At 63.6% G+C, this 19,809-nt stretch carries 18 protein-coding genes; 6 read left to right on the top strand and 12 right to left on the bottom strand.

The annotated features are described in order from the left end of the window. Positions 1-17: 17 nt before the first annotated feature. From LB525_RS13970 to LB525_RS13940, 7 genes are all read right to left on the bottom strand, one after another. Complete coding sequence (locus LB525_RS13970; RefSeq protein WP_224545046.1) at positions 18-794, bottom strand: SDR family NAD(P)-dependent oxidoreductase; 777 nt, start codon at positions 792-794, stop codon at positions 18-20. A 201-nt stretch (positions 795-995) separates the two neighbouring features. Continuing rightward, positions 996-1,850, bottom strand: a complete 855-nt coding sequence (locus LB525_RS13965) for a GntR family transcriptional regulator (protein ID WP_224545045.1) — start codon at positions 1,848-1,850, stop codon at positions 996-998. Positions 1,851-1,902: 52 nt separating this feature from the next. Continuing rightward, on the bottom strand, positions 1,903-3,141 hold the full coding sequence (locus LB525_RS13960) for an MFS transporter (protein WP_224545044.1): 1,239 nt from the start codon (positions 3,139-3,141) through the stop codon (positions 1,903-1,905). Beyond that, positions 3,138-3,590 carry a MaoC family dehydratase gene (locus LB525_RS13955; RefSeq protein WP_140844161.1) on the bottom strand — a complete coding sequence of 151 codons (453 nt, stop codon included), beginning with the start codon at positions 3,588-3,590 and terminating at the stop codon, positions 3,138-3,140. Before LB525_RS13955 ends, LB525_RS13960 begins: the two co-directional genes overlap by 4 nt. Continuing rightward, positions 3,587-4,027 (bottom strand): Zn-ribbon domain-containing OB-fold protein, encoded by a 441-nt coding sequence (locus LB525_RS13950; RefSeq protein WP_224545043.1) that lies wholly within the window; start codon positions 4,025-4,027, stop codon positions 3,587-3,589. Before LB525_RS13950 ends, LB525_RS13955 begins: the two co-directional genes overlap by 4 nt. Further along, on the bottom strand, positions 4,027-5,178 hold the full coding sequence (locus LB525_RS13945; RefSeq protein WP_224545042.1) for a thiolase family protein: 1,152 nt from the start codon (positions 5,176-5,178) through the stop codon (positions 4,027-4,029). Before LB525_RS13945 ends, LB525_RS13950 begins: the two co-directional genes overlap by 1 nt. Continuing rightward, positions 5,175-7,121, bottom strand: coding sequence for an acetoacetate--CoA ligase (locus LB525_RS13940; RefSeq protein ID WP_224523618.1), 1,947 nt, complete (start codon positions 7,119-7,121; stop codon positions 5,175-5,177). The genes LB525_RS13945 and LB525_RS13940 overlap by 4 nt, the downstream gene beginning before the upstream one ends. 134 nt (positions 7,122-7,255) lie before the next feature. Here LB525_RS13940 and LB525_RS13935 point away from each other — a divergent pair, with 134 nt between their 5' ends. Then, positions 7,256-8,431, top strand: coding sequence for an acetyl-CoA C-acetyltransferase (locus LB525_RS13935; RefSeq protein ID WP_224523615.1), 1,176 nt, complete (start codon positions 7,256-7,258; stop codon positions 8,429-8,431). Between the two features lie 427 nt (positions 8,432-8,858). Here the strand turns inward: LB525_RS13935 and LB525_RS13930 are convergent, their stop codons facing one another. The 5 genes from LB525_RS13930 to LB525_RS13910 all read right to left on the bottom strand — a co-directional run bounded on the left by LB525_RS13930 (position 8,859) and on the right by LB525_RS13910 (position 13,866). After that, positions 8,859-10,058, bottom strand: coding sequence for a mandelate racemase/muconate lactonizing enzyme family protein (locus LB525_RS13930; RefSeq protein ID WP_224545041.1), 1,200 nt, complete (start codon positions 10,056-10,058; stop codon positions 8,859-8,861). A 9-nt stretch (positions 10,059-10,067) separates the two neighbouring features. Beyond that, entirely contained in the window at positions 10,068-10,394 is a 327-nt protein-coding gene (locus tag LB525_RS13925; protein ID WP_411971027.1) for an NIPSNAP family protein, read from the bottom strand. Between the two features lie 128 nt (positions 10,395-10,522). Next, a complete protein-coding gene (locus LB525_RS13920) occupies positions 10,523-11,881 on the bottom strand; it encodes a mandelate racemase/muconate lactonizing enzyme family protein (RefSeq protein WP_224545040.1) in 1,359 nt (452 codons plus the stop codon). A 58-nt stretch (positions 11,882-11,939) separates the two neighbouring features. Continuing rightward, positions 11,940-13,106 (bottom strand): mandelate racemase/muconate lactonizing enzyme family protein, encoded by a 1,167-nt coding sequence (locus tag LB525_RS13915; protein WP_140844148.1) that lies wholly within the window; start codon positions 13,104-13,106, stop codon positions 11,940-11,942. A gap of 49 nt (positions 13,107-13,155) precedes the next feature. Beyond that, complete coding sequence (locus LB525_RS13910; protein WP_140844146.1) at positions 13,156-13,866, bottom strand: GntR family transcriptional regulator; 711 nt, start codon at positions 13,864-13,866, stop codon at positions 13,156-13,158. Between the two features lie 219 nt (positions 13,867-14,085). Between LB525_RS13910 and LB525_RS13905 the strand changes: the two genes are divergently transcribed. From LB525_RS13905 to LB525_RS13885, 5 genes are all read left to right on the top strand, one after another. After that, positions 14,086-15,567: an ABC transporter substrate-binding protein gene (locus tag LB525_RS13905; RefSeq protein WP_140844144.1), complete on the top strand. Its 1,482-nt coding sequence runs from the start codon at positions 14,086-14,088 to the stop codon at positions 15,565-15,567. Between the two features lie 77 nt (positions 15,568-15,644). After that, positions 15,645-16,604, top strand: a complete 960-nt coding sequence (locus LB525_RS13900; RefSeq protein WP_224545039.1) for a carbohydrate ABC transporter permease — start codon at positions 15,645-15,647, stop codon at positions 16,602-16,604. Then, positions 16,601-17,491 (top strand): carbohydrate ABC transporter permease, encoded by an 891-nt coding sequence (locus LB525_RS13895; protein WP_224545038.1) that lies wholly within the window; start codon positions 16,601-16,603, stop codon positions 17,489-17,491. Before LB525_RS13900 ends, LB525_RS13895 begins: the two co-directional genes overlap by 4 nt. Positions 17,492-17,503: 12 nt before the next feature. Next, positions 17,504-18,601, top strand: a complete 1,098-nt coding sequence (locus tag LB525_RS13890) for an ABC transporter ATP-binding protein (protein WP_224545037.1) — start codon at positions 17,504-17,506, stop codon at positions 18,599-18,601. A gap of 29 nt (positions 18,602-18,630) precedes the next feature. Next, entirely contained in the window at positions 18,631-19,794 is a 1,164-nt protein-coding gene (locus LB525_RS13885; protein ID WP_224545036.1) for a mandelate racemase/muconate lactonizing enzyme family protein, read from the top strand. Positions 19,795-19,809 lie beyond the last annotated feature (15 nt).

Here is a 19,809-nt window from a genome sequence, read left to right as displayed (position 1 = left end):
AATCCTTGCGAGGCCAATTACCAGGCCGTGTAGCCGCCATCGATCGACAGGATCGCGCCCGTGACGTAGCTCGACGCGGGCGACGCCAGGAACAGGATCGCCGAGGCGATCTCTTGCGGCGTGCCCAAGCGCCCCATCGGCGTCATGTCGATCCAGGTGTTGAAGAGTTCGGGACGCTCGCGCATCTTCAGTGTCATCTCGGTGCCGACATAGCCCGGCGCCAGCGCGTTGACGCGCACGCCTGACTTTGCCCATTCGACCGCGAGCGCCTTGGTCATCATGTGCACGGCGCCCTTGCTCACCATGTAGGACGGCGCCGTCTGCGGACGGTTTATGATCAGGCCCGACATCGAGCCCAGATTGACGATCGAGCCCTTCTTGCGGGCGACCATCGAGCGGCCGAAGGCGCGCGAGGCCCAGTAGACGCCGTTGACGTTGACATCCATCACCAGGCGCCATTCCTCGTCCGGCGTGTCAAGCGCGGTGTTGAGGCGCGCGATGCCGGCGCTGTTGACCAGGACATCGACCTTGCCGAAGTCCGCGACGATCTGAGCGGCCATCGCCTCCACGGCTTGCGGATCCGTGACGTCGAGCACGCGGCCATCAACGCTCGCGACGCCAGCCGCCTTGAGCGCCTCGACAGCAGCTTTCAGCCCGTCCGCATTCATGTCGAGAAGCACGATACGCGCACCGCAAGTCCCCAGCGCCCCGGCGGCCTCGAGACCGATCCCGCTGGCGCCGCCGGTGACGACGGCGACCTCGCTCGTTAGGTCGAATTGCGACCGGTAATCCATGCACGTCCTCCATCAGGACGAGCTTGAGCGCGGGCAAAACACTGCCCTCGCCGCCGAAGCGGCGCCGCAAGCCAGCCGATCCTGATAATGCCTCCGGGGTCAGGCTCCTCCCGACCCCATGACAGGGACGTTACAGAAGCTTTTTCCACCCGTCAATCTGGTTATAACCAGAAAACAGATTCTTTTTTTGTGGCCGGCAAGTCAGGTGCGATCGACGCCGTTCACCGTCGCTGACGGCTGCTCGACCGCCATATGGATGCGGGCGACGGAGGAATTATAAAAGGCCTCGTAATATTCGAGCGCGGCACCGTCCGCGTCATAGGCGATTGACTCGATCTCGATCAGCGGCGTGTTGGCGGCGACGCCCATTTCGTCGGCCTCTTCCTTGGTGGGGAGCGCGGCGCGCAGCCAGCGGTCGGCGCGCTTCACCGTCAGGCCGAACACGGCGCGGATAGTGCTGAAGATGGACTGGTTTTCCGACAGGATGTTCTCCAGACCCGGCACCCGGTGCCCCGGCAGGCTGATGCGCGTCATGGTGATAGGCGTGCCGTCGGTCATATAGACGCGGCTGATGCGGACCACGCTGCCATTGGCGGGAATGCCGAAGACCTTCGACTCCTTGTCGCTCGGCGGGCAGCGGTAGATCTCCAGCGTGCGGGTCGAGACCTTGTGGCCCTTGGCGGTCAAATCGTCGAAGACACCGAGATTGGCGGTCATGAAGTCGACATGCTCGCGGGGTGCCGCGACGAACATGCCCTTGCGCGGCATCTTGATGATGCGGCCTTCGTTGGACAGCGAGCCGATCGCGGCGCGCACCACAGGGCGCGAGACGCCGAAGAAATCGCAAAGCGCCTGTTCCGAGGGAATGCGTGAATTGGCGGCAAGCAGGCCGGTGTTGATCGCTTCCTCGACCTGGTTGCGCAACTGCACCCAGAGCGGTGCGGCCTCGTCGCGGTTGAGCTGCACTTTCGAGCCGATCGAGCGGAAGGCCTCGGCCGCCTCGGCGTCTTCCTGATCGTAACGAGGACGCCCGCGCGTTCTGGTAGCTTGTTCCATCCGATCCTGCCGCAATTCATTTGCCGCGACTCAGATAAGCGGCAGCGCCTCGCTAGCGGAGGCCGCCGGCCATTTTCACGCTCTCCGGCAAGTTTCGCAACCATAGCATGGCGGCCGCCCCCAGAAGCGGTCCGGGAACCAGGAGCAGGAAGGCCCAGCGCCAACCCCCGATGAATTCGGCGAAGCGCGGCGTCAGCCAGATGGCGAGCACCGTCAGCGCGAAGCCCGCGCCCATTTGCACCGACAGAGCGGTTCCGACGAAGCGGCGGTCGGCGAGCTCGGTGACGGCGGTGGAGAACTGCGCCGAATCGCCGATGACCGAGACGCCCCAGACGAGGGCCACCAGCATGAACAGCCAGAGCGGCCCGGTGAACAGAAAGCCCATCAGCAGCGCGCAGCTTCCCGAGACGATCATCATGCCGGCGGTGGTGGCGGTGCGGCCGACGCGGTCCGACAGATAGCCTCCGAGCAAACACCCCAGAATGCCGGACGCGACGACGAGGAAGGTCGAGAGCGAGGCAGCGGCCGCCGTTCCGATCGCCTGTGCTTCGAAGGCGGCGCGCGTGTAGGCGAGCAGCCACGCCCACATGGCGTACAGCTCCCACATATGGCCGAGATAGCCGAGATTGACTAACAGCAGCGGCTTTTCGCGAAAGACCTGGCCGATGCGCGAGGGCTCGAAGATAGCCTTGCCGAAGGGATAGGGTCCTTCCTTCGCGAACAGCAGGAAGAGCAGCGCGCCCGCCGCAGTGGCCAAGCTTGCCCCGGCAACCACCGGACGCCAGTCGAGCGCGGTCGAGACAGCGCGGAAAAGATGCGGCAGCGCCGAGCCGACAGTCAGCGCGCCGATGACGGCGCCGAGCGCCAGTCCCCTGTCGCGCGCGAACCAGGTGGCGACCAGCTTCAGCGCCGGCGGATAGACGCCTGCGAGCGCAACACCGGTGGCGACGCGCGCGGCGATCATGCCGCCAGGCCCGGGATGGAAGAGCAGCGTCGCGTTGGCCAAAGCGGCGACGAGCGCCGCCGCCGCCATCAGGTGACTCAGCCGTACGAGGTCGGGAAGATTGACCAGACTCGCCGCCAGCGCGCCTAGAACGAAGCCAACCTGGACGCCATTGGTCAGCCAGGCCTCGGCGCCCGCGCCCAACGCCAGCTCCTGCCTCAGTTCAGGAAGGATCGCGGTCGCCGAGAACCAGGTGGTCAGCGACAGGACGACTGCGAGGCAAAGCAGCGACAGCACGCGCCAGCGCTCGCTGTCGGCCGCCGTGCCAAGCTCGCCGGCCGTGCTCATGCGCCTTGCAGCGGTACGGTGAAGACCGTGGCTGTGCCGGTGAGGCAAAGCTCGCCCTGGCCGTTGCGCACGCTGGTCTCGATCTTGCAGATAGGCTTATCGGACCGCACTTCCTTGACCTCCACGCGTCCGGTGATCTCCTCGTCAACGCCGACCGCCTTGACGAACTTCCAGGCCACTTCGAGGAACACGGTTCCGGGGCCAGGCAGATCCTCCGCGACCAGCGCGTTTAGGATGCCGGAGGTGACGCCGCCCTGGACAATCAGCTTGCCGAACACCGACTTCTCGGCCAGCGTTCGGTCGTAATGCAGCGGGTTACGATCGCCGGTGATGTCGGTGAAGGCCTCGATGTCGCTCATCCTTGTGCGGCGCGTGCGCTCGGCGAAGGCCCCGACCTGCGGGCGACCCTTCACGACACCCACCCAACCGTCTTTCGTCTCGGTGCTCATTGCGGCTTCTCCTCTGCTCCGGGTTCGACTGGTTTGAAGGCCGGCAGGACGCGACCGCCGATGGCTGTCGGCGCAAGCCGAAGCATGTCCCCGATCTGTAGCGGCCGTGTGCCGGCCAGGATGAAACTCAGCATCGTCGGGCCTTCGACCAATTCGATAAGGCCGACCACATAAGGTGCCACAGGCAGCCAGCCGGCATGGCCGGGCTTGTGCACCTCCGAAAAAGACTTGAGCCGCCCTCTGCCCGATGCGTCTTTCCAGACCAGGCGCTTGTTCCAGCAATGCGGGCAGATCGGGCGCGGATAGAAGATAGCCTTGCCGCAGTCCTCGCAGTGCTGGATGGTCAGCCGGCCTTCGGCGGCGGCATCCCAGAACGGCTTGGTCAGCGCGGTGATCGTCGGGCCAGGGGTTTTCAGCGTGTCGAGATCGACGGACATCAGGCGGCTCCCAGCACGAGCGCTGTCGCTTCGCTCATCGTCGCGCCATTGCCGGTGACCAGCGCGAGCCGGGCCTTGCCGATCTGGCGTTCGCCCGCCTCGCCGCGCAATTGGCGCACCGCCTCGACGACATGAGTCATACCGCCGGCAAGGTCCGGCTGGCCGAAGCCGAGCTGGCCGCCATGCGTGTTGAGCGGCTTGTCGCCCTTGTGGGAAAGGTCGTGGTCGTTGAGCCACGCGCCGAACTGGCCCGGCGCGCAGAGGCCGGCATCCTCGATCGTGGTGGCGACCATGATCGTATAGCAATCATAGAGCGACAGAAGGTCCATCTCATCGGCCGGCGTGCCGGACTGTTGGAAGGCCCGCGCCATGGCGCTCTTCAACGGACCGGAGGTAAGACTCGGCGCCTGGCTGACCGCGCGGTGCGTGACTTTCTCGCCGGCGCCGAGCAGATGCACGGACGGCTTTCGCAACGACCGCGCGCGTTCGACCGAGGTGACGACGACCGCTTCGCCGCCGGCGACCGGCATGACGATTTCGAGGAGGTGCAGCGGCGAAGCGATTATCGGCGAGGCCAGCACCGCCTCCACATCGGCCGGCTTGCCGAAGAAGATGGCGTCGGGATTGAGCTGCGCATTGGCGCGCGCGGCCGCGGCGATCAGGGCGAAGTCCCGCGCGGTCGAGCCGTATGCGGCCATATGCGCCTGCATCAGCAGCGCATAGGAGATGTTGGCGCCCGAGGCGCCGAAAGGCACGTCGAACTCGCGGATCGGATTGCGGTTGGGAGAACGAGGCGGCGTCTCCTCGCGGTTGTTGGCGAGCACGCACAGCACCGTCTCGCACATGCCTGCCTCGATCGCGGCGGCCGCGCGCCAGACCATGCCGGCGCCGGATGCGCCGCCGAGGTCCACGACATTGGCCATGGTCGGCGCGAGACCCAGATATTCGGCAATCGTCGCCGGCACATGCTGCGGCGTCTCGCCGACCTGGGGACCGACCAGCAGCCCGTCAATTGCCGCCGGATCGAGCCCGGCGTCGAGCACCGCCAGGCGCGAGACCTCGGCGATCATCTCCAGCGTCCTCACGCCGCTGGTCAGGCGCTGCGGCTTCAACTCGCCGATGCCGACGATCGCTCCCTTCGGCCGGCTCATGCCGCCTTGCTCCGGTCGAGCGTGCGGTATTCCTCTAGGCATGCCGGATTGGCGAGCGAAGCCATGTTCTTGACCGGCTTGCCCTCGAGCGTGGTGCGGGCGGCGCCCTCGACGCGTTTTCCGTTCAGCGTATAGGGCACGGCCTGCACCGCATGGATGCGATGCGGCACATGGCGCGGCGAGGCCCCTTCGCGAATCGCGCCGCGGATTTGCGCGGCAAGCTCTGGGGTCAACGCATAGCCATCATTGAGCTTGACGCAGAGCACGATCTCCTCGTCGCCTTCGACCGGCGCGCCAAAGACCAGGCAATCCTCGATCTCGGCAAAGTTTTCGCAGGCGGCATAGATTTCCGCCGTGCCGATGCGCACGCCGCCGGGCTTCAGCGTCGTGTCCGAGCGGCCGTGGATGACGCCGGAGCCGTAAGCGGTCATCTCAGCCACGTCGCCATGCGTCCAGATCTCGTGGCGCGTGGCGAAATAGGTGGCGTGATAACGCTCGTCGCCGTCCTTGCCCCAGAAGGCCAGCGGCATCGACGGGAAGGGCTCGGTGCAGACGAGATCGCCCTGGCGGCCGATCACCGGCGCGTTGCGCTCGTCCATGACGGCCACGGCGAGGCCAAGGCCTTTCACCGTCAGCTCGCCGCGCCGCACAGGATGGATCGGCGATCCCAGCAGGAAGCAGCCGATGATCTCGGTGCCGCCGGAAATGGAGGCAAAGATCATGTCGCGCTTCACATGCTCGTAGACCCAGTCGAATTGCCCGGGCGAGACGGGCGCGCCGGCCGACAGCAGTGAGCGCAGCGGCGAAAGGTCGTGCAGACGCCCCGGCGCGTAATTTTCGGCGGCAAGCGTGGCCAGATATTTCGGGCTGGTGCCGAAATGCGTGACGCGGGCACGCTCGGCCATTGTCCATAGCGGACTGGGGTCGAGGCCATCGGCCGATTTCAGGATCGGCGCGCCGTCATAGAGCACCACGCTCGCGCCGCAGGCGAGGCCCGAGATCAGCCAGTGATACATCATCCAGGCGGTGTTGGTGTACCAGCTCATGACGTCGCCGGGGCGAACGTCGCCGTGGAGCAGATGCTCCTTCAGATGCTGGAGCAGCACGCCGCCGGCGCGGTGGACGATCGCCTTCGGCGCGCCTGTCGTGCCGGACGTGTAGAGCACATAGGCCGGATGGTCGAACGGCACGCGCTCGAAGGTGAGCGGGCCGTCGCCGCCGAAATCGTCGAACGAAACGCAATCCGCTGCGCAATCCAGCTTCGCGCTCGGTTCGCCGGTCAGCACCAGCGCCGTCACCGTCGGCATCGCCGCGAGGATCTCGGCCAGCCTGCCGGAGATGTCGTGATCCTTGCCCGCGTAGCGGTAGCGCGGCGCGGCGAACAGCACCTTGACGCCGATCTGGCCGAGGCGATCGACGATCGCGGCGGCGCCGAAATCCGGCGAGCAGGACGACCAGACGGCGCCGACGGAGAGCGTCGCCAGAAGCGCGACGAGGCCCTCGACGCGATTGGCCAGGATGCCGCCGACGCAATCACCCTTGCCGATACCGGCCGCGCGCAGGCCATCGGCCCTTCTAGCGACGAGCCGACGCAGCTCGCCAAGTGTAATGGTCCGGAAATGGCCGCCCTCGTCGGCCTCGATCACCGCGACCCTCTCGCCGTCGCCACGCAACAGGTTTTCCGCAAGATTAAGCTTTGCTTCCGGCAGGAAGCGGCTCCCGGTCATTGGCGCATTGTCATCGCGCAGGAAGGAGATCGCGCCCGGATCGCCAATGACTTCGGCGAAATCCCAAACGGCCTGCCAGAACGCGCCCGGATCGCCGATCGACCAGCGATGCAGCGTCTCGTAGTCGCGCGAGTCGAAGCCGTTGGCGGTCGAAAAGCGCGCAAGGTTGGATGATTGGAACGCGGCCGGCGCCGGCGTCCAAAGCACGGATGACATGGATTTCCTCCCGCAACGCAGGCCGGGCTCGATGCCGCGACCTTGCCTGCCGATGCATTTCATGATTATTGGTTATAACCAGAATGTCAAGCGGCGATCCCGCCTGTGTGGGTCGCGCGTGCGGAGGATCGGAAATGGATGCGGTTTATGTCGTTGCCGCCAAGCGCACGCCCATCGGCAAGCTGAACGGCGCGTTCGCCAGCCTGTCCGCGGCGGAGCTGGGCGGGCAGCTTATCCAGGCAATGCTTGCCGATGCTCAGCTCGCGCCCGATGCCGTCAGCGAGGTGATCATGGGCCAGGTGCTGACCGGCGGCGCCGGGCAGAACCCGGCGCGGCAGGCCGCGCTCAAGGCTGGCCTTCCGGTCAGTATCCCCGCCATGACCGTCAACAAAGTGTGCGGCGCCGGCCAGAAGTCGATCCATCTCGCCGCCCAGGCCATTCGCTGCGGCGACGCCGATTGCGTGATCGCCGGCGGACAGGACTCGATGACCTCGGCACCGCACTTCATTTCCGATATGCGCGGCGGCATCCGCATGGGCGACCGTACCCTCAAGGATTCGATGATCACCGACGGGCTGTGGGATGCCTTCCATCAGGTGCATATGGGCGTAACGGCCGAGGCGCTGGCGCAGCGTTACCAGATCACCCGCGAGGAACAGGACAGGTTCGCGCTGCGCTCACAGGAGAAGGCGGACGCCGCCATCCAGACTGGCCGGTTCGACGAAGAGATCGTCCCGATCTCGATAAGGACAAGGCAGGGCGATCTCGTCATCGACCGTGACGAACATCCCAATCCCTCCACCACCATGGGAGTCCTCGGCCGGCTGAGGCCGGTCTTCGATGCGGCTGGCACGATCACGGCCGGCAACTCGTCAGGCCTCAACGACGGGGCGGCGGCGGTGCTGGTGATGTCGGAGGCGCGGATGAAGAAACTCGGCCTGACGCCCCTAGCCCGCATCGCCTCCTACGCTTCAGCCGGGGTCGAGCCTATGGACATGGGCCTCGGACCGGTGGCGGCCTCGCGCCGCGCGCTCGACAAGGCCGGATGGCACGCGTCCGATCTCGACGTGATGGAGGTCAACGAAGCGTTCGCCGCGCAAGCCATCGCGGTCAACCGCGAGATGGGCTGGAACGAGGACATCATCAACATGAGCGGCGGCGCCATCGCGCTTGGCCATCCGCTGGCCGGCTCCGGCTGCCGCATCGTGGTGACGCTGCTCCACGAAATGATCCGCCGCGACGCGCGGAAGGGCCTCGCCTCGCTCTGCATCGGCGGCGGCCAGGGCGTGGCGATCTGCCTGGAGCGGTAAGCCTGAAACTCTGAGCAGTTAGTTGCCTGAGGGAATTGGGCAATGGGGCTTGGCCAGCATCTGGCGAACGACAGCTTTGGGTCAACGAAAGAGCTCAAGACTACGGCCGACATTAGGCGCGAAGCAGACGTTCAAGACTTTGTCAGTAGGAGGTCACTTCGGTCAACTTGCGCCATGCGCTTGACAAAGTCGGACTGCCTTAATGGCGACCGGCAGCAGTCCAGCTGCGTCGAGTTGGGACCTGCGAGTAATATTCGGGAACCAAACCAATCCACAGAAATATTTTGTTGGTATTTTTTGTTGGTTAGCACTGCTTTTGCGCGAATCTTAACCATTTGAAACGACAGCCAGATTTCTCTGACTTGGATTCCGCCTCTGGCACCATCCTCTCTTCTCCCGACATTCCCCTGCGCCGAAGCTTCTACGCTCAGTCGAAGAAACCCGCATCCTCTTTCCTGAGATATTTCCTGGCCGCCTCGGCATCGATATCGAGCCCCCGTCCCGGCGCTTCCAGCAGCTCCACCATGCTGTCCTTCACGATCTGCGACGGCAGGCCGATGACGATGTCTTCCCACCAGGGATCGGAGGCGCTCGGATATTCGAAGGCGATGTAGTTGGCGGGCAAGGTGGCGCAGACATTGATCAGCGCGCCAAGACCGAGCAGGCCGTTGGCGGTGCCGTGCGGCGCCATCAGGATGGAATGCATGTAGGCGTGCTCGGCCACCCATTTGAGCTCGGCGATGCCGCCTATATCGGCCGGGTCGGGGCCGATGACGCGCACCGCTTGCGTCTCGATCAGCTCCTTGAAATTGTGCCGCAGGTAAATCTGCTCGCCGGTATGGATCGGCGTCGAGGTGGAGGCGGTCAGCTCCCGATAAGCCTGCGGATTGACCCACGGCACATAATCGCCGGTCAGCATGTCCTCCAGCCACATCAAATTGTACTTCTCGACCGCGCGGGCGAATTTGATCGCGTCGGGCAACATCCAGCCCGGGCCGCAGTCGAGCGCCAGGCTCACCTTGTCGCCCAGCACTTCCTTCATCGCGATCACGCAGTCGAGCATATGGTTGAAGCCGCGCTCGCTGATCACGCCCTGATCCATGGCGCCGTGATAGCCGGCCTTCTTCTGCGTCACGCCGTAATGGAAGCCCTCGATGGTGTCCTTCATATTGGAGTGGAACGAGATTCCCTGCTTGATCATGAAGAAGTTCTGCGGCTGCTCCATCATCCATTTGACGTCGGCGGCGTAGTCCTCCGGCCGGTCGCCGGTGCGCTTGCGGCGGATCGAGCCATTGTAGACGCGCACCTTGTCGCGCACCTTGCCGCCAAGCAGCTTATAGACCGGAACGCCGGCGGCCTTGCCGGCAATGTCCCACAGCGCATGTTCGATCGCGCTCACCGCCGCGCCATAGGGCTTGAACGAGCCGCGCTGGCGGATCTTCAGCATCACTCGCTCGACGTCGGTCGGGTCCTCGCCGATCAGCGCCTCGCGGAAATGCAGAACAAAGGGCTTGAGGTAGGTCTTGGTGAACTCGACTTCGCCAAGGCCGTAAAGACCTTCGTCGGTCACGATGCGCACGATGGGGTGCTGACCGATGACGGCGCAGCGCAGGTCGGTGATCTTCATGGCGCAGTCCTAGTTCACAGACGAGAAAGCTGTCGGCGTGAGCAGCTGGCTGCTGATATTGGCAATGATCTGCCCGTCGCGCTCAGACTCGTCCCGGGCCCTGTGCCATGCCGGATCGGTGACGAAAGCCACCCATTTCGCCTCACGCTCGGCCAGCGATTCCCAGGCGAGGAAATAGGTGAGACGATTGCTGTTTTCGCCGATCGCCGTGGTGAAAAACCCGGCCTGGCGGATGCCATGTTTCTCCCAGATGGCCAGCGTTTGGTCGGAAAAGCGCTTGAGCAAAGCCGGCAGCCTGCCCGGCAGGCAGTCGCCGGCAGCCTGCCCGGCAGGCAGTCATAGATACGCAGTTCGTAGATCATGGTTTCGTCCGTTTCCTTCTTCATCTCCGGCTTAGGAGCGGTCGACACGAATGGTCGGTCGTTGGTCCTGTGAATCTGGGGGAATGAGGGCGGGCGATCCGGCTAACTCCAGGTCCGGTCCCAGCTATATTCATTGTCCCAATGCTCGGTGGATTGCCATATCCCCGTGACACCGGGCTGCAGATGCTGCGCGAGCACCTCGTCGACGACGTCGTCGATCCCCAGGCCCGGTCTGTCCGGAACGGTGATGAAGCCGTCCTTCACCAGCGGTTTGGGCAGGCCGGTGACGATATCGTCCCACCAGTCGACATCGGCGGAATGATATTCGAGCGCCATGAAGTTTTCGGTCGCGGTCGCGACATGCGCCGCGGCCATCGCGGCGATCGGGCTTTCGGCCATGTGGATCGCCATGGCAACGCCGTGGTCCTGCGCCATGTCGCCGATCTTCTTGGTCTCGAGGATACCGCCGCTGGTGAGGAGGTCCGGATGGACGACGGAAAGGCCGCCGCTTCTCAGCAGAGGGTCGAAGGCCTCCTTGAGGTAGATGTCCTCGCCGGTGCAGATCGGCACCGAGGTCGCTTGCTGCAGCTGCCGGTATTGCTCGGTGTATTGCCAGGGAATCACATCCTCGAGCCAGGCCGGGACGTACTTCTCGATGCGGCGCGACAGGCGGATGCCGTCCTGCAGAGAGATGTGGCCGACATGGTCGATGGCCAAAGGGATCTCGTAGCCGATGACTTCGCGAACCTCGTGGATGTACCGCTCGAGAAGATCGATTCCCTTCTCGGTGAAATGCAGACCGGTGAACGGGTGCCGCACGTTCTGCGCGTCATAGGCGAGATTGCGGACCTTGCGCTCCTCGATCGTGCCGCCGCGGCCGCGCGGATTGGCGTGAAACCCTTCGAGCGCGCCGGCGGGCGATGTCACAGCACCCGGAATGTGGGCGATCTGCATCAAGCCGAGATCCATCTTGAGGAAGGTGAACCCGCGGTCCATGCGTTCCTTGAGGCGTTTACCGGTCTCGGTGCCGCTCGGTTTCTCGGCGTCGGTATCGCAATAGACGCGCACGTGATCGCGGAACTTGCCGCCCAGCATCTGGTAGATCGGCACGCTATAGGCCTTGCCGGCGAGATCCCAGAGCGCGATCTCGACCGCCGACACGCCGCCACCCTGCCGCCCGTGCCCGCCGAACTGCTTGATGCGGCGGAATAGCCGGTCGACATCGCAGGGATTCTCGCCGAGCAGCCGGCTCTTCAGCATCAGCGCATAAGTGGCGCTGGCGCCGTCGCGCACCTCGCCAAGCCCGACGATGCCCTGGTTGGTGTAGATCTTGAGCAGCGCCGAGGTGAACGGCGCGCCGACGATCTCGGCCACCCGCATGTCGGTGATGCGAAGCTCGGACGGTCTGGAATTGGTGTTGACCCGATTGAGAGCCTCGTCGGCTGCATCCGTCTTCGGCATGACTTATCCTCGTTCTCGTCGATGGTTATGCCCCTCGCCTGGCTCGCACAGGTCGTTGCTAGCCCAACTCGATCTCGTGGGCCTGCAGGTAGTCGCGATTCATCTCAACACCGAGACCGGGCTTCGACGTCAGCTTGAGGCTGCCGTTCGAAACATCGAGCGGCTTGTCGATGAGGTGGTCGTATTTGGAGAGGTCCCACTCCGAGGTTTCGAGCTTATAGAAGTTGGGAACGGTCATCATCACCTGCGCTCCCGCGACCACGTTGATCGGTCCGGCAGCGTCATGCGGCGAGACGGGCACGTAATAGGCTTCGCACAGGGCGGAAATCTTCTTGAGCTCGGTGACGCCGCCGGTCCAGGTGACGTCCGGCATGATGTAGTCGGCGAGCTTGCCCTCGAGCACCGGCACGAAATCCCACTTCGTGTGGCCGCGCTCGCCCCACGAGATGGCGGCGCTGACCTTGTCGCGCACCTGTTTGAGGGCATTGAGGCTCTCGGGCGGACAGGGCTCCTCGAACCAGTCGATCTGGCCCGCCTCTTCGAGGCTGCGGCAGAGGCGAATGGCGGTCGGAACATCGAAGCGGCCATGCGCATCGATGAGGATGTCCACATCGGGGCCTGCCGTTTCGCGGATCAGGGCCGTCAGTTCGGCGGCCTCGCGCTCGTCCTTGCGGGTCATGCTGCCGTCGAGATAACCGTCCCGCCTTTCGCGGGCTACGCCATCGACGCTGGGGCCCTGATGGGGAAAAGGATCGAATTTGAGGCCGGTGTGACCGGACTCGACGATGTCGCGAATTTCGCGGATCACGGCTTCCTTGCTGGTGAATTTGGCCTGGTTGGGATGGGTATAAAGCGCGATTTCGTCGCGCACCGGTCCGCCCAGCAGTTCGTAGATCGGCTTGCCGAGGACTTTGCCACGGATATCCCAGAGGGCGATGTCGATGGCGCTGACGCATTCGACGGCGGCGCCGCGGCTGCCCATATAGGTGAAGCTGCGGAAAATCTTGTGCCAGAGATACTCGATACGCGCCGGATCCTCGCCTGTTACGGCGGCGCCGATCTGGCGCAGGATCGTGCAGAGCGCGCGGTTGGCGAGCTTTGTGGTGGTGGTGATCTCTCCCCAGCCGCTCACCCCCTCGTCGGTCGTCACTTCGACGAACAGATACTCGCCCCAGTAAGACGCATCGGACTTGATCAGCCATGGCCGAATGCTCGTGATTTTCATCTGGACTATCCTCTCTGAAACGACCAGGCTGACGGTGATTGCGGATCGGCTACCCTGCCCGGGCGGCGCTACGCGCGCGCATGTGTTCGAGGACATGCCGGCCGGAGCCCTCGACATGGCGGGCAATGAGTTCGGCCGCCTTCTCGGCCTCTCCCGATTTAACCAGCGCGATGAGCTCGCGGTGCTCGCGGATGATCGCGGCGCGTCTGGCAAGCGTGAAATTGAACCGCCGGCTGACCGCCCTCAGCACCTCGCGATGCTTCCACCAGAGCTCGGCCGCATGGCGGTTATAATGCCGCTGGTACATCACGGTGTGGAAGGCGGTATCGAGCTCGCTGTGCCTGAACGTGTCGGCAAAATTGTTCTCCTCGATCAGGTTCTGGAGACGTTCGAGCTCGGCGATGTCCTCGTCGGTGGCCATGTTCACGAACCATCGCGTCAGGGCGGGTTCGATCAGGACGCCGATCTCGTAGATATCCCGGACAAAGTCCTGATCTATGGGTCGCACGCGTGCCCCGCGATTGGGACTGAAGATGACAAAGCCCTCTCCGCGCAACAATTGCAGGGCCTCGCGCACCGGGTTGGTCGAGGTGCCGTGACGCCGGGCGAGATCGGCGACCACAAGCCGTTCGTTGGCGGCCAGCCGTCCTTCGATGATGTCATCCCTGATCAGCTCATAAAGCGAGGCGCCCTCGCTGGAAGCCCCGATGGGGTCAATTCCCGCAGGTGGCTCCGCTTTGAAATCGCTTGTCTCGGCCAAGGCCTATCTCCCCCAAGTGAATACACCCTCCGCCCTATATCACGCTCGGTTTCGATAAAACAATGTACGATTCTTCGCGTTGACAGATAATCTGTGATCTGAAAACGTACAAAGTCGTCGAAGGGATACATTAGAACTGGCAAATATCCCGCGATCGAACGAGCAACGACCGCTTGCCTCGACGCAGAGCGGCACGGGAGAGAAACCTGGAGGATACCTATGACGAGGATTACGCTCGGCGGTGCCGTCCTGCGCGGCACTGTCTCCACTGCGTTAATGGCATCGTTGATGGCCGCGCCGGCGCTGGGCGCGCCGCCGGTCGACCTGAGCAAGTGGTCGCCGGAATATGTGCGCTCCATTGCGGGCACGCAGGATTTTGACACTGCGGGCGATTGCGCCAAAGTCACCCCGCTCGACTACAAGGGGCGACTGACGTTCTGGTACCAGGGCGTGTTCGAGGGCGACCCGGACCTTTTGCGCCAGTACTACAAGGATTTCTTCGCGACCTTCCGCAAGACCTATCCGAACATCCAGCTCGAGGAACAAGCCCTCACCTACAACGACCTTCTCGACAAGTTCCGCACGGCGCTGCTCGGCAACGCAGCGCCAATGGCGGTCCGCCTGCAAATCCTGGGCGGCACCGAGTTCGCCTCGAAGGGCTATCTGCAGCCGCTCAAGCCAGAGGATGTGGGGTATTCGACCGAGGACTTCTGGCCCGGCGCCATGAAGGCCGTCACCTGGGACGGCGTGACCTACGGAATTCCGACCAACAACGAGACGATGGCGTTCATCTGGAACGCCGACATTTTCAAGCGCGCGGGCCTCGATCCGAACAAGCCCCCGGCCACCTGGGACGACGTCGTCAAATATTCCAAGCAAATCCACGACAAGCTCGGCATTGCGGGCTACGGCCTGGTGGCGCGCAAGAATGCCGGCAATACGCCTTACCGCTTCATGCCGCAGCTGTGGGCCTATGGCGGCGGCGTCTTCGACGAGGCTACCCCCAACCCCACTTACAAGCAGATCGAGCTCGACAGCCCGCAGAGCAAGGCGGCGCTGCAAGCCTCCTACGACATGTATGTTCGCGACAAATCGGTTCCGGTCTCGGCGCTCACCAACCAGCAAGCCGACAACCAGCCCCTGTTTCTCGCCGGCCAGCTCGGCATGATGATCTCGCATCCGTCCGACTACAACGTCATGCTCGACCTGCAGAAGAAGGCGACGGGCACCGACAAAGACAAGGCACAGACCGTCATCGACAACATGCGCTATGGCCTCATTCCGACCGGCCCCGACGGCAAGCGCGCCGTCGTGTTCGGCGGCTCGAACATCCACATCCTGAAGCCCGAATATGTCGAGGGGGGCAAGGTGGACGAGCCGGCCGCAAAGGCCATCATCTGCATGTGGACGAGCCCGGAATGGTCGCTGAAGATGGCCTATGCCGGCTCGAACCCAGGCAACCTCAACGGCTTCAAGACCAAATGGATGAAGGAACGTCTGGACAACATCAAGTTCCTCGACGTCACGACCTCGATGCTGCCATACGGCATCCCGTTCCCGGCGCTGCCGCAGTCGCCCGAAATCATGAACATCATCATCCCGGACATGCTGCAGAATGCCCTGACCGGAGCGATGACCGTCGATCAGGCGGCGGAGGACGCGGCCAAGAAGGTAAAAGACCTGATGGGAGGCGGGCTCTAATCCGGGCCTGACCGACGATCCGATCGGCTGCGCCGCGAGCGCAGCCGATACTTCCCCATGAACAAGGGCGCGCTACAGTGACGATCGCGACCGGCAAGGCCGAGGCTCGCCGCAGATTGCAACCCGCCGGGTCCGGCGTGCTCCGCAGTATCTGGGAGCATCGCGCCGACTACGCGTATGTGCTTCCCGCGATCGCCGTAATGCTCATCGTCATCGCCTATCCGATCTACTACACAATCGAGCTGTCCTTCTTCAACACCCCGCCCGGCCTGCAGCTCCGCGACAAGATCTTCGTCGGCATCAACAACTACACGGCCATCCTCACAAGCGAGGTGTTCTGGAAGGTCACCTGGAACACGCTTATCTGGACAGCGGCCTCCACTTTCATTTCCTTCGTCCTTGGCTTTTGCGCCGCGCTGGCGCTCCACCGCGACTTTGTCGGCCGCGGTATCCTGCGCGCCATCCTGATCATTCCCTGGGTCATCAGCGCGGTCGCCGCTTCCTATATCTGGAAGTGGATCTACCATTCGGATTTCGGGGTCATCGGCGCGGTTCTGGTTGGCCTCGGATTGGCCGGAGGGCCGCCGAATTTCATCGACAATGTCAGCACGGTGCTGCCTTCCCTGATCGTCGTCAATATCTGGCGCGAGTTTCCGTTTGCCATGATCATGATGATGGCCGGCCTGCAGACGGTTCCCGACCAGTTGCTGCGCGCGGCGACAGTCGACGGGGCCAACGCATGGCAGCGCTTCTGGCACGTCACCTTCCCGCATTTGAGAAACGTCTCGACGGTGACGATCCTGCTGCTCGCCGTAGCCAACTTCAACTCCTTCATCATCCCATGGATCATGACCGGCGGCGGGCCGTCCAACGCGTCGCATATCTGGATCACCCACATTTATGAACTTGCCTTCGGCCGGCAGCGCTGGGGCGTGGCGTCGGCCTATTCGGTGCTGCTGTTCTTCATCCTGATGACACTCGGCTATTTCTATGTCCGTGCGCTGAGCGGCAACGAGCGGAAGGATGGGAGCGCATGAGCACGATTGCCGAGACAGCCCCTCGAGACCAGGCCCGTCGCCGCATGCGAATCGACGGATGGCGGTGGGGCGGCCGCATATTCCTGGTGTTCATGCTGCTTTACACCGCCTTGCCGATGATCTGGATGCTGCTGACCTCGATCAAGTCCGGCTTCGCGGCGATGCAATTTCCGCCGCAATGGTGGCCGGATCAGCCTACCCTTGCCAGCTACCAGAAGCTGCTCGATCCGCAGAACAGCGTCGGCCAGGATTTCCTGCGCTTCTTCTGGAACAGCCTTTACGTTTCCACTGCCACGACCATCCTTTCGGTGATCGTGGCGGTTCCCGCGGCTTACGCGTTTTCGCGCTTTACCTTCCCGGGCCGAAACTTCCTGTTCTTCGCAGTGCTGCTCCGAAACATGTTCCCGGCGGTGATCTTTCTCGTGCCGCTGTTCATCCTGATGCGTGCGCTCGGGCTGGTGAACACGCATGGTTCGCTCATCCTCACCTATCTGACCTTCGGCTTGCCGCTGGCGATCTGGCTGCTCAAGGGCTTTTACGACAATATCCCGGTGCAGCTCGAGCAGGCGGCACGCATCGACGGCGCCACACGGTTCCAAGCCTTCATCCTGATCGTGATGCCGCTCTCGACGCCAGGGATCATCGCCACCGCGATCTATTCCTTCATCGGCGCCTGGAACGAGTACATCTACGCCTACACCTTCCTCTCGAAGAACGAACAGTTGACCCTGCCGGTCGGCATCCAGCGCTTCTTCTCGGAAAATACGACGGACTTTCCGGGCCTGATGGCGGCGAGCTTCATGATGAGCGTGCCCGTCGTCGTGCTGTTTCTTGTCCTGCAACGATACTTCGTACGCGCCCTGACGGAAGGCGCGGTCAAGCACTAGGAGTCGCTGCCGATGGCCCACGTGGTCCTCAAAGATCTCGTCAAGACCTATGGCGGCTTCAAAGCTGTCAACGACGTCTCGCTGACGGTCAATGACGGCGAGTTCGTCGCTCTCGTCGGCCCTTCAGGCTGCGGCAAGACAACCACGCTCAATCTCGTGGCGGGTCTGACCTCGGTAACATCGGGCGACATCGTCATCGGCGACCGCGTGGTCAACGGCCTAGACCCCAAGGACCGGGACATCGCGATGGTGTTCCAGAACTATGCGCTCTACCCGCAGAAATCGGTCTACAAGAACCTGGCCTTCCCGCTGCAGATGCGCAGGCTGCCCAAGGACGAGATCGACAGGAAGGTCAGGGAAGCGGCGCGCGTGCTCGATATGACGCAGTTGCTCGAGCGCAGGCCGCGCGAGCTTTCGGGTGGTCAGCAGCAGCGCGTGGCCCTGGGCCGCGCCCTCGTTCGAGATCCGGCGGTGTTCCTGATGGACGAGCCGCTCTCCAATCTCGATGCGAAGCTGCGCGTGCAGATGCGGTCCGAGATAAAGCGGTTCCACCAGGACCTGAAGGCGACGATCATCTACGTGACGCACGACCAGCTCGAGGCCGTGACCATGGCGGACAGGATGGCGGTGATGAACGGCGGCTATCTGCAGCAATATGATTCGCCGGCGCAGGTTTTCGCCCATCCCGTGAACATGTTCGTCGCGAGCTTCGTGGGCAGCCCGGCGATGAGCCTTATTCCGCTCGAGGCATCGACGGCGAACGGCGGCACGGTGTTGACCAGCGCGGAGGGCTGGAGCCTTGAGCTGTCGCCGCCCAATGCGCGGAAGGTCGCGACAGCAACAAGCCGGAAAGTCGTGCTCGGCGCGCGACATTCGACGATCAAGTTGCACAAGAGTTCTGTCCCCGGCACCATTCCGGCCAAGGCCTATACGGTGGAACCGACCGGAGACGTGACATTCGTTCAGGCCTTCCTGTCCGGCGCCATCGTCAATGTCAGCGTGCCGCCGAGCATTGCCGTCGCGCCCGACGAGCGGATCTGGCTCGAGTTCGACCAGGAGCGGATGCATCTGTTCGACAGTGAAACCGAAATGGCCCTCAGGGCCGATTGACGCGGCGAACGCGTGTGGACGTGGCGCGAATGACGACGAAACTTAAGATCACCGCGATCAAGCCCTACCCAGTGTGGGTGGGAACGCGCAACCAGATGCTTGTCAAGGTCGAGACCGATCAGGACATCTTCGGCTGGGGCGAGAGCGGCTTGAGCGGCCGCGAGAAGGCCGTGGCCGGCGCCGTCGAGCATTATCGCGAGTTCCTCGTCGGCCGCGACGCCATGCAGATCGGCCGGATCTGGCAGGAGCTTTATCGCAGCCAGTATTTCGAGGGCGGGCGGGTTCTGCAGGCGGCGATTTCCGCCATCGACATCGCCCTTCACGACATCAAGGGCAAGGCGCTGGGAGTGCCAGTCTACGAACTGCTCGGCGGCAAGCAGCGCGACCGCATCCCCACCTTCGCCTCGACCGGAGACGAGGCCGAGGGCGATGCTGCCATCGAACGCGCCCATGAATTGTGCGCGCAGGGATGGCAGGCAATCCGCTTCTTTCCCTCCGGCCAGAACAGCAAGGACATCTTCGAGCCGCGCGAGTCAATCGGCGCTACGGCGAGCATGCTGAACAAGGCGCGTGAGGCGCTGGGCGAGGATGTGGTGCTCGGCATCGACTACCATCATCGGCTGTCGGTGGCGGAGGCGGCGAGCTTCTGCAACAAGCTCGGCCGCGGCGTGCTCGATTTCCTCGAGGAGCCGATACGCGACGAGACGCCAGAGGCCTACGAGTCCCTGCGCAGGATGACCGACATCCCCTTTGCCATCGGCGAGGAATTTGCCAGCAAGTGGCAGTTCCTGCCCTACATCGAGCGCGGCATTCATCAGTTCAACCGGCTCGATGTCTGCAATGTCGGCGGGCTCACCGAGGCGATGAAGGTCGCCGGCTGGAGCGAGGCGCATTATGTGGACCTGATGCCGCACAATCCGCTCGGTCCGGTGTGCACCGCCGCGACCGTGCATCTGGCCGCCGCCGTGCCCAACTTCGCCTGGCTCGAAACCAGGGCGCCCGAAAGGAAGCTGGGCTTCGACAGTTCCGACTTCTTCCCCGTGCAGCCGCGGCTCGACGGGACCGATTATCCGGTCGGCGATCTGCCGGGGCTCGGCGTCGAGGTCAATGAGAAGGCGATCAAGGCGCAGAGTTTCCGCTTCTGGGAAGCGCCGCATCTCAAACGCCGCGACGGTTCTGTCACCAACTGGTAGTTCCAACTCATCCGG

The sequence above is a fragment of the Mesorhizobium sp. CA16 genome (assembly GCF_020165175.1).
Lineage (GTDB): Bacteria > Pseudomonadota > Alphaproteobacteria > Rhizobiales > Rhizobiaceae > Mesorhizobium.
The sequence above is the reverse complement of the archived record's forward strand: the minus strand, read 5'-3'. Positions and strand labels throughout refer to the sequence as shown.

Bases quoted from the DNA above. Each gene is read 5' to 3' on its own strand.
- LB525_RS13970 (WP_224545046.1), bottom strand. From the start codon at position 794: ATGGATTACCGGTCGCAATTCGACCTAACGAGCGAGGTCGCCGTCGTC.
- LB525_RS13965 (WP_224545045.1), bottom strand. From the start codon at position 1,850: ATGGAACAAGCTACCAGAACGCGCGGGCGTCCTCGTTACGATCAGGAA.
- LB525_RS13960 (WP_224545044.1), bottom strand. From the start codon at position 3,141: ATGAGCACGGCCGGCGAGCTTGGCACGGCGGCCGACAGCGAGCGCTGG.
- LB525_RS13955 (WP_140844161.1), bottom strand. From the start codon at position 3,590: ATGAGCACCGAGACGAAAGACGGTTGGGTGGGTGTCGTGAAGGGTCGC.
- LB525_RS13950 (WP_224545043.1), bottom strand. From the start codon at position 4,027: ATGTCCGTCGATCTCGACACGCTGAAAACCCCTGGCCCGACGATCACC.
- LB525_RS13945 (WP_224545042.1), bottom strand. From the start codon at position 5,178: ATGAGCCGGCCGAAGGGAGCGATCGTCGGCATCGGCGAGTTGAAGCCG.
- LB525_RS13940 (WP_224523618.1), bottom strand. From the start codon at position 7,121: ATGTCATCCGTGCTTTGGACGCCGGCGCCGGCCGCGTTCCAATCATCC.
- LB525_RS13935 (WP_224523615.1), top strand. From the start codon at position 7,256: ATGGATGCGGTTTATGTCGTTGCCGCCAAGCGCACGCCCATCGGCAAG.
- LB525_RS13930 (WP_224545041.1), bottom strand. From the start codon at position 10,058: ATGAAGATCACCGACCTGCGCTGCGCCGTCATCGGTCAGCACCCCATC.
- LB525_RS13920 (WP_224545040.1), bottom strand. From the start codon at position 11,881: ATGCCGAAGACGGATGCAGCCGACGAGGCTCTCAATCGGGTCAACACC.
- LB525_RS13915 (WP_140844148.1), bottom strand. From the start codon at position 13,106: ATGAAAATCACGAGCATTCGGCCATGGCTGATCAAGTCCGATGCGTCT.
- LB525_RS13905 (WP_140844144.1), top strand. From the start codon at position 14,086: ATGACGAGGATTACGCTCGGCGGTGCCGTCCTGCGCGGCACTGTCTCC.
- LB525_RS13895 (WP_224545038.1), top strand. From the start codon at position 16,601: ATGAGCACGATTGCCGAGACAGCCCCTCGAGACCAGGCCCGTCGCCGC.
- LB525_RS13890 (WP_224545037.1), top strand. From the start codon at position 17,504: ATGGCCCACGTGGTCCTCAAAGATCTCGTCAAGACCTATGGCGGCTTC.
- LB525_RS13885 (WP_224545036.1), top strand. From the start codon at position 18,631: ATGACGACGAAACTTAAGATCACCGCGATCAAGCCCTACCCAGTGTGG.